Origin of the sequence: Sphingopyxis sp., assembly GCF_035944815.1 — a bacterium.
Lineage (GTDB): Bacteria > Pseudomonadota > Alphaproteobacteria > Sphingomonadales > Sphingomonadaceae > Sphingopyxis.
Window position 1 is genome coordinate 33,397 of the sequence record NZ_DASZAU010000010.1, and the last position, 14,408, is coordinate 47,804.

Annotated in this window: 14 protein-coding genes; all 14 read right to left on the reverse strand. The window is 63.3% G+C overall.

Annotated features, from left to right (window positions below; translation table 11 throughout):
- Nucleotides 1–4: 4 nt before the first annotated feature.
- The gene (locus tag VGU00_RS15070; RefSeq protein WP_327469929.1) at nt 5–1,273 is read right to left on the reverse strand and encodes a hypothetical protein; all 1,269 of its coding nucleotides are present in this window, start codon (nt 1,271–1,273) and stop codon (nt 5–7) included.
- A gap of 20 nt (nt 1,274–1,293) precedes the next feature.
- Nucleotides 1,294–1,953: a hypothetical protein gene (locus VGU00_RS15075; RefSeq protein ID WP_327469931.1), complete on the reverse strand. Its 660-nt coding sequence runs from the start codon at nt 1,951–1,953 to the stop codon at nt 1,294–1,296.
- A 35-nt stretch (nt 1,954–1,988) separates the two neighbouring features.
- Nucleotides 1,989–2,912: a hypothetical protein gene (locus VGU00_RS15080; protein WP_327469933.1), complete on the reverse strand. Its 924-nt coding sequence runs from the start codon at nt 2,910–2,912 to the stop codon at nt 1,989–1,991.
- Nucleotides 2,912–3,439 carry an acyltransferase gene (locus VGU00_RS15085; RefSeq protein ID WP_327469935.1) on the reverse strand — a complete coding sequence of 176 codons (528 nt, stop codon included), beginning with the start codon at nt 3,437–3,439 and terminating at the stop codon, nt 2,912–2,914. Before VGU00_RS15085 ends, VGU00_RS15080 begins: the two co-directional genes overlap by 1 nt.
- A gap of 2 nt (nt 3,440–3,441) precedes the next feature.
- Nucleotides 3,442–4,761 (reverse strand): oligosaccharide repeat unit polymerase, encoded by a 1,320-nt coding sequence (locus VGU00_RS15090; RefSeq protein ID WP_327469937.1) that lies wholly within the window; start codon nt 4,759–4,761, stop codon nt 3,442–3,444.
- A gap of 3 nt (nt 4,762–4,764) precedes the next feature.
- Nucleotides 4,765–5,511, reverse strand: coding sequence for a class I SAM-dependent methyltransferase (locus tag VGU00_RS15095; protein ID WP_327469939.1), 747 nt, complete (start codon nt 5,509–5,511; stop codon nt 4,765–4,767).
- Between the two features lie 71 nt (nt 5,512–5,582).
- A complete protein-coding gene (gene pseI, locus VGU00_RS15100) occupies nt 5,583–6,629 on the reverse strand; it encodes a pseudaminic acid synthase (RefSeq protein ID WP_327469941.1) in 1,047 nt (348 codons plus the stop codon).
- Nucleotides 6,630–6,633: 4 nt separating this feature from the next.
- Nucleotides 6,634–8,178 carry a UDP-2,4-diacetamido-2,4,6-trideoxy-beta-L-altropyranose hydrolase gene (gene pseG, locus VGU00_RS15105; RefSeq protein WP_327469943.1) on the reverse strand — a complete coding sequence of 515 codons (1,545 nt, stop codon included), beginning with the start codon at nt 8,176–8,178 and terminating at the stop codon, nt 6,634–6,636.
- A gap of 2 nt (nt 8,179–8,180) precedes the next feature.
- On the reverse strand, nt 8,181–9,467 hold the full coding sequence (locus VGU00_RS15110) for an aminotransferase class III-fold pyridoxal phosphate-dependent enzyme (RefSeq protein ID WP_327469945.1): 1,287 nt from the start codon (nt 9,465–9,467) through the stop codon (nt 8,181–8,183).
- A gap of 69 nt (nt 9,468–9,536) precedes the next feature.
- The gene (locus VGU00_RS15115) at nt 9,537–10,505 is read right to left on the reverse strand and encodes a GNAT family N-acetyltransferase (protein ID WP_327469947.1); all 969 of its coding nucleotides are present in this window, start codon (nt 10,503–10,505) and stop codon (nt 9,537–9,539) included.
- The gene (locus VGU00_RS15120; protein WP_327469949.1) at nt 10,502–11,359 is read right to left on the reverse strand and encodes a hypothetical protein; all 858 of its coding nucleotides are present in this window, start codon (nt 11,357–11,359) and stop codon (nt 10,502–10,504) included. The genes VGU00_RS15115 and VGU00_RS15120 overlap by 4 nt, the downstream gene beginning before the upstream one ends.
- 139 nt (nt 11,360–11,498) lie before the next feature.
- Nucleotides 11,499–12,239, reverse strand: coding sequence for a class I SAM-dependent methyltransferase (locus VGU00_RS15125; protein ID WP_327469951.1), 741 nt, complete (start codon nt 12,237–12,239; stop codon nt 11,499–11,501).
- 37 nt (nt 12,240–12,276) lie between these two features.
- Nucleotides 12,277–13,044 carry a glycosyltransferase family protein gene (locus VGU00_RS15130; protein ID WP_327469953.1) on the reverse strand — a complete coding sequence of 256 codons (768 nt, stop codon included), beginning with the start codon at nt 13,042–13,044 and terminating at the stop codon, nt 12,277–12,279.
- Complete coding sequence (locus VGU00_RS15135; protein ID WP_327469955.1) at nt 13,041–14,384, reverse strand: hypothetical protein; 1,344 nt, start codon at nt 14,382–14,384, stop codon at nt 13,041–13,043. The genes VGU00_RS15130 and VGU00_RS15135 overlap by 4 nt, the downstream gene beginning before the upstream one ends.
- Nucleotides 14,385–14,408 lie beyond the last annotated feature (24 nt).

A 14,408-nucleotide genomic window follows, 5' to 3' on the forward strand; every position in this document is an offset into this window, starting at 1 on the left:
GCGTTCAGATGGCCGGCTGCAGCATCTGGTTGACGAGCGCGATGACGGCGAGAAGCAGGCCGAACGCCAAAGCGCATTGCCCGACCTTGCGATGCGGTAGCCGCGCCCGGACCAGAACCAGCCATTCGGCGACGAAATAGGCCGCACTGTGCAGGGCAATGCCCCAGCACAGACCGACCAGCCCCAACGAAAACAGCTTTGCGCTCGCCAGGATGGCGGCGGTTCCGATGAGCGTGACCCAGAGCACCGGCCAGATCGCGCGACCTGCCAGCCCCGATCGGTTGATGCGCATCTGCAGCATCGCGAAGGCGATCCAGAAAAAGACCTGGATGCAGACGATGGGCAATGCCTTGCGGAACATCGCTTCGCCGCCGTCGTGCAGCGCCTTGAATCCGATGACGTGGACCAGCGGCGGCGCTGCAAGCGCGATCAGGACGGTCAGCGCGCCGACCCCTGCGAGAAACGGCAGCAGCAGGCGATCAGCCTCGCGCGTGCGCGCCCCATAAAGCCGGGCGTAAAGCGCCGTGATGGCGAGCTGGTGGATGCCGAGCGCCAGTCCTGCGACGCGGAACATGACGCTATAGGCGGCGACGTAGCTGGCGTCGACGAAGCCGACGATCATGCGCCCGCCGACGCCGAGCCACATCGCAAGAATGCCGCCGACGAGCATCGGAAGCCCGATCGTCCACGACCGCGCGATCCGGCCCATCAGTCCCGCTTCGCGGAGCCAAAGGAAAAGCGCCAGCCCGCCCGCTGCGATCCCCGCGGCCGCGAAGGCATAGGCCACGCCTAGGCCATGCACCGTCATCGCCGGCTGCGCCAACCATAATGCGCCGACAATCAGCGCTGCGGCAATCGTGGCGGTGCCATCGAACCATGCGGTCAGCGTCCGGTCGCCGCGCATGCGGAACAGGGTCGAGGCGACATTGTGAAGCGTCGCGACGCCTAGCGACGCCAGCGCGACGGCCCATTCGGGGCGTGCGCCCAGAGGCTCGGCGCCGCCCCATAGCAGGATCGCGATTGCGCCGCCGATAAAGGCAGTGAGCGCCAACTCGTCGGAGACACGGCGATCCTTCTGAACGATATAGCGCTGGTTGATGCCGCCGAGCGGTGCGCTGAACAGGAGCGCCGCGGCGAGGAGCGCGAACGCCCAGCCAAATTCGATCGCACCATAGACTTCGGGCGGCGCGACCGCGGCAATGAGCAGCGGGATCGCATAGATTGCGACCTTCGACAGGCCGAAATTGGCCAGAAAGAATATCGTGCGCGGCATGGTCGGTCGTTGAGGTCTGGCTAGACCCCGTCGCGCTTTCTGTAAACTTGGTCGCAGGAAAGCGAGGCGTCGAGTCGTTCGAGGTCCGGCCGCTGGTCGGGATCGCCCGGACGAGGCAGCATGCGCAGCGCCGACGATACATATAGCCCGGGTTCGAGAAGGTTTTTTGCTACCGAGCTGCCGCCACCGACGATCACACCCTTGGCAATGCGGACCCCCATCGAGATGAAACACATCGACCCGATATAGACATTGTCGGCGATGTGGATCGCGCCGTCGATGCGATAGCGGCCAAGCCCCTCGGTTTCGTGAACATAGCCGTGCGTCCACAACTGGCATCCTGTGCCGGCAATCGTGCTGTAGTCACCGATGTGGATCGAGGTGGTGAGATCGAGCCGATGTCGCGCGGTCACCGCCGACCAGATGCCGAGGGTCAATGTCGAAGGCCCGACAGACACGATCATCGACGCGCGCGAAAGCGTGTTGAAGTGGCCGATTTTAGCGTTCGCGGCCATTTCCACCGCGAAGGGTCCCCGAAACTGGTTAAAATGGCCGATGTAGGCGCCCTCAGCCATCGTCAGCGCGTCGGCATCGATCCACGACAGCCCGATCCTTGCGGTCGGTGCGATCCGGTAGCCAAGCGCATTGCCGGCCATCCGCGCCAGCGGCGAGGGCAGCACGAACAGCAGCAGCGCGCGCAGCAGCCGCTTGGCCCTCACCGCGATGCGTCCAGATAGAGCCGGTTGACGAAGGGGTCGAGTTCGACCCCGGCGATCTGCTGATACGCGCTGAGCGCGCCAACCGGGCGGCGTGGCGCGTAAGGAAGCGGCATAAGCGTATAAACCGCCTGGAACATCAGGCGATAGCCTTCCTCGACCGGTGTCCCCTTGTGGATGCCATAGGTGTTTTCGAGAAAGCCTTCGCCCGCTTCGCCCTTCAGGACCATGATGGCCTCTTTCCCGAACGCCTCTTCCACCTCGGCGTCGTCGAAACGGCGAATGGCGTCGAGTTTGGTAACCTTGCTCGATGCGCGCACGTAGACGTGCGGTCCACGCCGGTCGTCGACATCGGTCAGATAGACAAAGAGCTTGATGAATTTAAGGTCGTCGACATCGCGGTGAAACATTTCTGCCGCCTGTGCGCCGTCATGCGCAGCGAAGCTCCACCAAGCGGCGAAATAGCCGATCGTCGGCTTGCAGCCGAGAAAGGTCTCGGCGAGCGCCAGAAGCTCGGGGCGGTTCGCCAGTGCGAGAAGGTGCGGCGCGGCCAGGACATCCGCAGGCTCATGATAAGCGACGTGCGTGCGCGGCGGTCGGTCGTTGGCCATCGGGAAAAAGGCCGTCGACTGGGGCTGATAGGGGTCCGCGATCTTCACGGCTTCCAAATGGCGGCGGACGTCTGCGATCTGTTCGGGCGTCAGGAGGCGGCCGAATTGACTGATCCCGTTCGCTTCGAGATCCGCGGCAAGGGCGGGGTCGAGACGATCAGCCCAAGCCTTGCCCGGTCGCCGGTTCGCCACCATCGCACCGAGCCGGTCGCGCCAGGCCGGACGCTTGACGCGCCGCTGGAGCAGGAACGGCAGGTAGCGGGTATCGCCCGCGATCCGCATGAGCTGGTGGAGCTTGAATCGGAGTGACATCAGGCAGGCTTTCCAATGGGCCGGGCAGGAATACCGGCAACCGTAACCCCCGGCGGCACGTCCCTTGTCACGACCGAGCCGGCGGCGACGACCGCGTTGCGACCGATCGTCACCCCGCCGAGGATGATAGCGCGCGCGCCGACCCATACGCCCTCTTCGAGCGTGATAGGGGCGTGGATATGCGGGTAGGGCGGTTCACCGCCACTGAAATCGAGCCCCGCGGTTTCGAGAATGGCATCCCGCGACAGCCGGACATTATTGCCGAGCCGGATGCCCCCCGCGGCGCCGAGTGTCACGTTCAGCCCGATAATGACGCGATCGCCAAGTTCGATCCGCTCGGGATATTTGATCTCTGCATTCCAGTGGCACACGCATCCGGTGCCCTGATTGCGGATCAGCGCAGCCAGACGGAGATGGCTCCACATCCACAATATCCGCCGCACCGAAATATCGAACAGGCGAATGAGCGCGCGCACCGGCCAGAAGCCGATCACGCCGAAGATGGTCCTGCGAAGAGCGAGCCGCACGATCAGTCCACGATCGGGCGCATGCCGCCATGACCGTTGGCGGCCGTTCCGTTGGTGTTGCCCGCAGTCTCGGACGAAAAGCTCGAGAAGATCGCGAAGATCGCGAAACCGTGCAGAATGAAGAATCCGAACCCGCTGACGAGGAAGTTGAACACCGGCATGTAAAACACGACAACCAGACAGAAAAGATATAGCGGGAGGATGTTTATCTGCCCCGCTGCTACCATCGGCGACAGGCGCTGGATGACGAATCCGATCAGGATCATGATCGGGAACATCGCATATCCGAAATCGACCCATAGGGGGCCGAAGAAGGATGTGAAGACGCCCGTTCGATAGATGAGTTCGTCTTCCTCGAAAATCGAGGCGCTTTCGGTCCCGAGCGCGAGCGCAAGGACGCGCGAATAGGGATAGAAGATATAGGCGCCATAGCCAAACACCTGTTCGTCGGGCCGGTTCAGCGCCAGGTCGAATTCATAGATGCCCGAAAGATAATACATCGAGTTCGGCAGGATCGCGCGATAATATTCCTCTTCGATCGGGTTGGGCGACGACAGCCCTGCCTTGGCATTGCTGTTCAACGTAAACGCAGCAGCGTAAGCCGAGTTGACCACGCTTTCGTCGAGATTGCGTCCATAGCTTTCGAGCCGCGACGAGAAGATCACCGTCGAAGCGGCAAGGGTAAGGAAAATGCCGAGGACGGTCGGGAGGATCAGGCGGCGGTGAAAAACCTGCCCGTCGAATTTGATCAGGCAGACCGAGAAGAAGGCCATGACGATCGTCAACAGCATGATCGAACGCGAAGCCTGTGCCAGACTCTCGAGCATGGGCAGGCAGAAGAGGATACCCGCCAGCATGAGCTTGAACCAGTGCTGCGGGCGCCATTTCGAGGCGAGCAGCAGGATCAGTGGAATGAAGCAAAACGGCATGATGACGCTCGCGACCGCCGACGCCCCCGAAAAGTCGGTGCTCGACAGCGTATCGCGGACCTGGTCGGCATCGGCGGTGTAGGACACCCCCCGGATCACCACGCGGTCGAAGAAGCGCAGTCCCATCGCGGCGGCGCCGACAATGAAGGAAAGCCAGAAAAATCCGGACAACAACTCGCCCTGCCAAGGACGGCTCTGCTGCAACAGCGCCTTGATATCGACCTGGCTATGTTCGGCCCAAAGGCAACCGACCGCGAAGAAGAAATAGCTGAGCGCGATGAACACCATGGTGTTCGTGCGCAGCGGAAATGCAATTTCGAGGGGGGCGATGAGCCAGATGAAGAACCATCCGGCCAGTCCTGCCGCACCGACCAACAGGGGGCGATAAAGCATCGATCAGGTCCCGCCGTCCGACTTGATTGCAACGATCATCATTCCCTGATGTCCGTTCTGGTCCACCGACCATCCGGCGAAAGCGGGTGACACCTTGTTCCGGAACAGTGCGAGCACTTCGGGCATCGGATAGGCATTCATTTCCGACAGCGGCAGATTCCAGGGCCTGCCGGTCGTTATGTTATAGGCCCAGTGCAGCGGAGGGAGCCGGTAGCGGAACCGGTTGAGCAGCCTCCGCCGCTTGCGGATATCCCCGACGGTGAAGTGCAGGGCGACGACGCCGCCCGGTCGGGTCAGCCCGATCAATTGTTCCATGATCGTCAGGCCGACGGCGGGCTTGATATGCTGGAGGACGATATAGCTGTGGACCAGATCGAACTGCCGGCCTTCGCGTTCAAGCGCGTCGAGATTGTCGACGAGTGTCAGTCTATCGCCCTCTCCGCAATTTTCGCGCGACAGTTCGAGCATCCGCGGCGCGATATCGACGCCGGCAACGGCCTCAAAGCGCTGTAACAGCGGGCGAAGCAGGCGCCCGACGCCGCAGCCGAAGTCGAGCGCCGACTGCATACGCACGTCACCCAGTTCGCGAGCAGTGTGCAGCACCTGGTCGATGTGCCGTTCGCCCTGCGCGAAAAACAAGTCGCGCACTTCGGGCTTTTCGATGTCGCCGACACCGAAGCCGCGACCCAATACGCCATGATAAGGGTCCTGCTCGGCCCAGCGTTTCCAATGCTCGTTCGTATTCGACATGTTGGCCCCTGTGCGCCTGATCGCGGCTAAACCACGGCTCTCTTAGCCACGCAGCGCGCGGCATGCCACCGTTATGGTACCAGAATGTCCCAGCTGGCGGGCGTTCCGGCGACGAGGTCGCGCGCGACGCGCTTGCCGACCAGTGCATCGAAGAAGCTCGGCGGCAAACCGAAACCCGGGCGGACAAGCCGGAGATTGCTCGTTGTCAGTTCGTCGCCCGCCTTCATATCCTGCGCGATATAGAGGGATCGGCGGAACTGCTTCGACGCCTCTTCGGCCTTGGTCCCGCCATAAGTGATGCGGCCGATCGCCATAGCGGCGCGATCGACTTCCTCACGCATCAGGCTGAATTCGGCGGGTTCCATCGAAAATGCGCTGTCGACGCCGCCATCGGCGCGGGCGAAGGTGAAATGCTTCTCGATCAGGCATGCGCCGAGCGCGACGCTCGCCACAGCCACGCCGCAACCCATCGTATGGTCCGACAATCCGATCGCGCAGTCGAAGGTATCGCGCATGTTGGAAATGGTCGCAAGATTGCTGTTCTCTGGCGTCGCCGGATAAGTGCTGGTGCATTTCAGCAGGACGATCTGCTCGGCGCCGGCTTCGCGCGCTGTCGCAACGGCCTGACCGATCTCGGCCGCGCTCGCCATGCCGGTCGATATGATCATCGGCTTCCCGGTCGCCGCGACCTTGCGGATCAAGGGGACGTCGGTCATTTCGAACGAGGCGATCTTGTACGCCGGGACGTTCAGCGTTTCGAGGAAATCGACCGCCGTCGCGTCGAACGGCGAAGAAAAACAATGGATGCCGTGCGACGCGGCGCGCTCCATGATCGGGCCATGCCAGTCCCATGGCGTATGCGCTTCGTCGTAGAGTTCGTAGAGCTGGCGGCCGTTCCAGAGGCTCTTTGGATCGTCGATGACGAAACCCGGCGCGCGGAGGTTCAACGTCATCGTGTCGGCAGTATAGGTCTGCAGCTTGATCGCATCGGCGCCCGACGCTGCGGCGGCGTCGACGATTTCGAGCGCGCGATCGAGCGAATTATTGTGATTGCCCGACATTTCGGCAATCAGATACGGGCGGTGGCCCGGCCCGATCAACTTGTCGCCAATCTTCATGATATCAACCATTTCCTGACCGTTCATTGCTCGCCGAATCCGTGCCGGCATCCTTAACGAAGTTGACGTCCCCCCGATAGCCACATGACAGGAACATCGTCCGTGAGGCGAGGTTCCCCGGCAGCGTTTCGGCATGAAACCGGATTTGCGGTCCAGCCGCCGCGAGCATCGCCTGCTCTCCCGCGCGCAGCAACCGGGTGCCGAGCCCGAGACCAGGAAGCCCCGGATCTAGGAAAATCGATACGGTCCATTCGCCGGCGCCACTGCGGTCGAACCGGACCACGCCGACATCGACAACGCCGATCATACCGATAAAGATCCGGCGATCATCTTGCATCGCCAGGCTCCGCTCGAACCATGCCAGGTGGTTGTGGAGGTCGATTTCGGAGGAGTCGATGGACATCGCGCGCGTTTCGGGATGGTTGCGCCAGACGAGAATCTTTTGCGCGTCGGACATGGTGGCCGGGCGAACGGCCACCCTTTCTGCCGCCATCGCCAGCGCGACACGTTCGCATCCGCGGCCGTCGACGAGCTGGGCGGCGTTCACCGAAAGCCGTGCGCGCAGCGCGGGGTCGCCGAGCAGCCGGCGGATCGCATCGGGAAGTGCGCCCGCTTCCCCGGCGTAGAGCCCCACCGCCGCGTCGGCCGCGATCAGGCCGTCGACGACGATGCGCTGATTGCTCGCCGTCGACAGGACGATGGCCGCTGCGCCGGTCCGGCACCGCTCCCAGGTCGCGCCGCCACCAGCGCCGATCTGGATGTCATGGGCGAGAAAGAAGGATACGAGGTCGGGGAGGTCGGTCAGCAGGATTGCGCTGCCGTCGACTGCGATCGCGCTTTCGAGCGCGGCAAGGTGAGGATTGGCCGAGGTCGATACGATCGCGACCGGCCCATGGAAGCCTGCAGCGCGGCACGCCGCCAACACGCCGGGGGTTCGGTTGTCGAGATCGACTCCGCCGAGAAATATCCCGATGCTTCGGACCGATTGTGCCCTTTCCGGAACCGCGAGGTCGCGATAAGCGGGCGCAAGCAGGGCGTAACGCGGGCCGCCGAGCAGGCGTCCCAGCATCGGGCCGCTGGCGGCATATTTTGCCCGGTGATCGGGCGCCGGATTGTGGTCGACGAGCAGGTCGACCGCCAGCGGCCGATCGCCAAGGTCGTCGATCTGCGCGAGCTTGCAGCCCAGCGCGTCGCGCACCGTGTCGTGCCAGCGGCGATCGAAACCATAATGATCGAGGACAATCCAGTCCGGCACCCAATTCTCAAGCGCCGCGACGGTTTCGGCCGCGTCGGCTTCGGCGGTCAGGCCGGCCCATTCGGCATGCGCCGGATCGCCGTCCGCGCGAGTCCAGCCCGGCGCGGGCGGCGTCAGCAGGACGAGCGGTTCAGGCCGCCCGGCGAACATCGATTCATAGGAGAGCCCGTGATCGCGACAAATAAACCGCACCTCGGCGCCAATCGACGCCAACGCTTCGGCCAGCGACAGACAGCGTTTCACATGCCCGGTGCCGATGTCGGCCGACGCATCGACACGAATGGCGACGCGCATGGCTACCTGATCTTGAATAGCGGCACCAACGGGTCGCAGCGCAGCTGTTTACGGATGTCGCCTGCCTCGATCGTGCGGCGCAGCATCGGCAGGAATTGCCGATAGGCCTCGATCAGCGCCGCGACCTCGGCCGCCCCGTGCGAATAGCTGATGTTGTGCGTTCCGTATCCGAGCACGCCCTGCTGGTGAAACTCCTGCATCATCAGCGTCTTCATCTCGAATGCGCTGGCATTCGGCTGGTCGGTCATGATCAGGAAAGACCAGCTTGGGTGCCCCTTGACCGACAAAACTTCGTCGAGGCCGTTTTCGGCGACGAGTGCGCGCACGCCTTCGATCACATTCTCGCCGGTCTGCGCGATTTTCGCCAGCACCGGTTCACGTTCCAGCTTTTGCAGCGTGGCATTCGCGGCCGCGAGCGAGAGCAATTCCCCGCCGAAGGTAAAGGAGAAGAAGACCTCCTCCATTTCCTTCATGATGTCGCGGCGCCCCGTGACGGCGGACACGGGATAACCGTTCGCGATGCCCTTGCCGAACGAGGCGAGATCGGGCGTGACGCCGAACAGGGCCTGCGCCCCGCCGTTGGCGTAGCGAAAGCCGGTAATCGTCTCGTCGAAAACAAGTACGGCGCCTTCGCGGTCGCATATCTCGCGAACACCTTCGAGGAAGCCCGGAGCCGGCCATTCGACATTCATCGGTTCGAGGATGACGGCAGCGATCTTTCCGGGATTTTCGGCGAATATGCGTTCAAGCGACCCAAGGTCGTTATAGGCGAAGCCATGGGTCAGGTCGCGCGTCGCCTGCGGCACGCCGCGATTGCGCGCGGTCGATCCGATGTACCAGTCCTGCCAGCCGTGGTAGCCGCACACCGCGACATGCTCGCGCCCGGTAAAGGCACGCGCGATGCGGATACAGCCCGCCGTGGCGTCAGAGCCGTTCTTGCCGAAGCGCACCATTTCGGCGCACGGAACCATGGCGCATATGCGCTCCGCCACTTCCGCCTCGATCATATGCGGAAGCGAGAGGATCACGCCCCCGTCGAGTTGATCGCGAACCGCGCCGTCGATATCGGGGTCGGCATAGCCGAGCGTGATCGAGCATTGGCTGCTGATGAAATCGACATATTCATTGTCGTCGATATCCCACACCCGCGCACCCTTGCCGCGTGCGAGAAAGAGCGGCGACACGCCGACGGGAAATTGGGTGCGGCTTTTCGAGAAAGTCTGGCTGCCGAGCGGAATCACGGCTTCGGCTCGTTCCAGATACGCCGTCGAATTGGTAAAATCTCGCATCAATGCCTCGGTCTGTCGGGGGAGGGGGGCGCTATACGCGCTCTGTTTCATGAAGGCGACAGTCGCCTATCACTCGCCGACCGGAATTGTCCAGATGCGGCTCGATGTTACGCTGTTCGCGAAACCCAGCTTGAAATTGTTGATCGACAGTTCCTTTTTGGAATCTGCGAGGCTGAGCGGCAGGATTTCGCCGAGGTGGGCATGGGTTCGGCCGCGTTCGCGCGCACGCAGAATACATTGGAACAACGGGAAATGCGTGATCGGCTTGTCAAAATGCTCGCGCAGGTAGGCGCCCGAAGCATAATAGGACATCTGCCCGGCATCGAGCATGAGCGTGCCCCCGAGCAGTTCGCCCTGCCAATAAGCGAGCGCAAGGTCGCCTTCGCCCGCCGCGACAAGGTCGAACATCCGGTCCCAGCTTTCGCGTGACCGCGTCGCACGCCCCGCAACGCGTGCGTGCAATTCGCGAAAACTGTTGAAGGCGGCCGCATCGGGTCGCGACTGATCGACAAAGGCCAGGTCGAGGATCCGGCTGCCTTGCCGGACCTGTTGCCGGTGACCGCTCCGCAGCGCCCCCATCAGGGTTGCATCGTCATGCGCAAGGTCGACCAGAATAGGAAAGCTGCTTTCGGGCCAGACGCCCCGTTCGAGAAGGCGCGCGGTCAGGAATGCGTTGAACCGGGCATCGCCGGCCTGACGCAGCACGATCTTTTTCGCGCCCGCTTCGCGCGCCCGTTCGAACAATGTTCCCAGCAGGTCGCCCGCCAGTCGGCGCTGTACCTCGTCGGACAACCCCTGGCGGATCCACAGCTCGATCGCGAACTCATACCAGCTGAGGACATCCGCCTTTGCCGTATTGCACGGAACGACCGCCGCGAGTCCCTGATGGTCGGCGAAGCCGAAGCTGAGGTCGTCGATCTCGCGATCGATCGCCGCCTGATAATAGCGGACACCGCGCTTCGAAAAAGGCAGGCCGAAACCGGTATGCGCGAAATCGGGCAGGCTGGTCACGACGTTGATGGGATGGACCAGTTTCATCGGCGCGCTCCGGCAATGACGACGACCAGATCGTCGATCGATTGTCCGGATATGGCGTGGTGACACGGCAACAACACTGCCTGTTCCCATCGCGGATCGAACATGTTCCGGTTCCGGTCGACCTGATAGACGCCGGTTTCGAACCCCAGGGCCGCCGCGGCGCCCACCAGTTGCTTCGCCGCTTCTACGTCGGCGAAGACCGGCAGTGCATAGGGCAGCGTTCCGCGGCACATCGCCCGCCAGCCCGGTTCGAGCCAGGCCTCGGGGATCGAGTCGACAAGGCGGCGGGTGGATTCGGCGCGACTCTCGCCGATCGACGAGAGGCCGTCGACCGTGTCGGGCAGGCCGGTTAGTGCGGCCGGATTGCAGGCCGGGTGGAGAAGCGCGCGAAGATAGATTTCTTCGAGTTGTTCGGCTGCTCCGGACAGCCAGCCCTGCCGGTCATCCTCCCTTGCCGCGTCAGACATGGCCGCGGCCTGATCGCGCTGCTCGCGAAGCGCGACGGCCAGGGCATCGCTTTCGACGGCGAGGCCGCCGCACATGCCCGTCATACCCAGGAATTTGGGCAGGCTGAAGATCGCCATCGGCGAACGCCATGCGCGTTTTCCGCTTGCCGGATCTGCGAAAAAGCTGTGGCAGATATCCTCGATCACCGGACCTTCCGGCGTGCCGATCTGAATAAAGCCATATTGATGGATCAGCACCGTTGCCTGTGTTTCGCCTCGGTCGGTGACCGGGTCGACGGGGAAGGCGGCGCGGATCACCGCATCGAGCACGCACTGCGCAGTGCGCGGCGCGATGGCGACGCGGCTGCGATAGCGGTTCAGCCCGGAATGGCGCAGCGCGAGCAGCAATGCCGCGCGCCCCGAAGAAGTGAGCACGACGGGGCGGCCGAACCATTCGCCAAGCAGGGCTTCGCCTTCGGCGACCGACAGGGACGATCGGGCCGGCGTTGCGACGGGCGGAGAGAATCCGATGGGGCTCATTGCCGGGCTATGGCTTGACGATGACCATGTCTTCGCGGGTATTGCCGAAGGGCAGGTCCGGCGACTGCGGCATGATCCACACATCATAGCCATCGGCGCGCAAGGTCGATGCCATATCGAAGATCTGCGCATCGGTCAGCTGGCCGAGCATGCCCGCCGTCGCAAGGGTCCCGAAAGCTTCGGTTTCTTCGGCGGTTGCCTCGCTGCTGTCGCGAAGCTTGATCCATTCGGTCTCGAACGCCTGCCCCCGCGCGCTGGCGCGAAAGCGGCTGCGGCGATCGGCGTTGGGGATATCCGCAATGACGAGCCGCCCCTCGGGCGAAAGCAACCCGGCGGCGGCACGAACGAACGCGAGCGCGCTCGCATAGTCGGGATTGCACTGCATGACCGAATAAGCGACGATCCGGTCGAACGTTCCAGACAATATGGTTGCCGGGAAGCTGCCGCCGATCAGTTCGATGTTGGGAAGGTTGATCGTCCGACCCAGCGCGGCGACCACATCGGGATGATCGAGACCGACGACTTGTTCGGCAAGCTGGGCGAACGGGATCACCAGCAGCCCCGACCCGCACCCGATATCGAGGACGCGGTGATGCGGCTGGAGCTGCAGTTTGGGCAAAAGGTCCCCCAGAATGCGCCGTTCGGCTGCTTTCTGATAGCTGTAGCGCCCGGCACGGATCGTCCGATCCTCCGCCTGCCCCGCAATTGTCCCGAAAACTTCCTGAGAACTGTTAAAGGCTTGCGCCATCGAATCGCCCGTTTCTATCGCCCCGTTGCCCCGGCAATTAGACGTTTTTATTGTCCGCTGCCAGCGACTTGGCGTAGCCCTCGTTGCGATCGTGACCGGTCGTCGCGCCACCCAGCGCATCATAGGCGCGCAACAGGTCGAAGAGGTCGGCAGACAAGGCCTGGCGGCCCAGATAATCGACCATCGCGCGAACGGTTTGCAGGTCTTCCGGATAGTCCACCGTCCAGCGAAGCCCCGAGAGATCGATCGCGCATTCGATACTGGCCGAGCGGTCGCCGGCGAACTGCCTGATCCACGGCGTCACATGCTCGCGTTCGGACGCAAGCTTCGCTTCCCTTACCGCCCGGTTCAGCAGGTCGGCACCGAACGCCTCGCAATCGAGCCCGTCGGGATAGGTCGCCGGCACGCAATTCGACGCATAGAGCGCTTCGCCCGAAGCAATTTTCGCGACCACCCGGTCTATGAGCACCGGATCTATCAACGGGCAATCGCCGGTTAGCCGCACGACGATATCGGCACCTGCGAGTTCGGCGGCCATGCCGAACCGGGCAAGGACGTCGTCGAGCGGGCCGCGAACCACACGAACGCCAAGCCGTTCGACGGCATCTACCAGGGGATCGTCGGATGCCTCGACGCTGGTCGCGACGACGAGTTCGTCGATGGCGGTAGCGCGCCGGACGCGTTCGATCATGAATGCGATCAACGGCCGGTCCGCGAGCGGCATCAGGACCTTTCCCGGCAGCCGGCTCGACGACATGCGCGCCTGCAATATGGCAACGCTGCGTGGGCGGGTGACGTCGGTCATGACGGGTTTGCTCCTGGAGCTTCGGCACGTTCGATATGTATCACAAGCTGCTCGACCCCCTGCGCCACCTTTGCGACATTTTCGGGCGCCAGACATGCACGGGACGAAAAGGGATCGCTGATGTAGCCTGGATAGGAACGGCGGGCGATCGCTTGCAGCAAGCGCGCGCCCAATACCGGCGAACCAATGCCCGACCGGGGTTCGCCGAGAAGTTTTCGAACCGCCTCTTCGGGGGTCGCCGCGGCATGGTCCGGACAATTTTCGGTGATCACCGGATGGCGCACGGAAATGCATCTCCCGCGACCGAAAACGGCCTCGAAGCCGACGGTCCCGCAAATGGTAATCGCGCCGATACATTGGGCCATCGCGTCGGGCATGCGCATCGCGGCGGGGAGCAGGATGACGCGCGGTTCGCTGCGCGCAAACGCAAGCAGCTCGTCGGACATCTCATATTTCGGCTTCGGGTTGCACTTGATCGCGAGCTTCACGTTCGCGGGTGCCGCCGCGACGATCCGGCGCATGACGTCGACCTGATCGTTGTAGGGGCGGCCCCAGACATCGATATTGGCTTCGGGCGCCATTTGCATCGGATAGAGTATCGCCTGTTCGCCCGCCTCCACAGGCCGTTCGAGCGAGTGCCACTGCGCCAGCCGCTGCTTGACTCGCCGTTCGAGACGCCATTTGAGGAGAGGGCCGGGCGTGTTGTAGCGTTCGCCGCGCAGCCGCGCGAAAAAGACGCGGCCCCGCGTCCACGCCCACTCGAGCTTGCGCAGCATGAGCCCGATACGGCCGCGCTTGCGCATGTAGACCAATGCTTCGCGACCTTCGGCGACGCGCTGCGCGTAGCTCAGCGCCTCTTCTTCTGGATATTGGTAGCCCTCGCCTGCATAGGCTTCCTGCGTCACATCGCGGAAAAAGCAGAAGCGGTCCTGCGGATAGCGTTCGGCGGAGGGATGGAAATAGGGAATGCTGCGCCGCCGGGCTTCGGCCACGGCGAGCAGTTCGTGGAACAAGGTTCCTTCACCAAGCACGAGCCCGGGCTGAAAGCTGTCGAAGATGGCCCGATACTGCGCTTCGTAATGCGAATAATGCGCGTGACCGCTCTCGAAATACTGACGGCCGCGATCGGTCGCAAGCAGCGGCCATTCCTCGGGGTCCCATGCCGCAACGGCCGGGGCCGGGGCGGGGAAGGGCATGACGAAAACCTGCCCCGGCAGGCCGTCGGCGAACATCGGGTTCTGGACCGCCCACGCCACGACATGCCCGTTGGCTTCCAGCCGCGCCGCGATGGCGGACCAGAAGCGGGTCTTTTCCCGATTCTCGATAAATAGGATTCGCATGGCGCCGCTATAGCGGGGTCGATA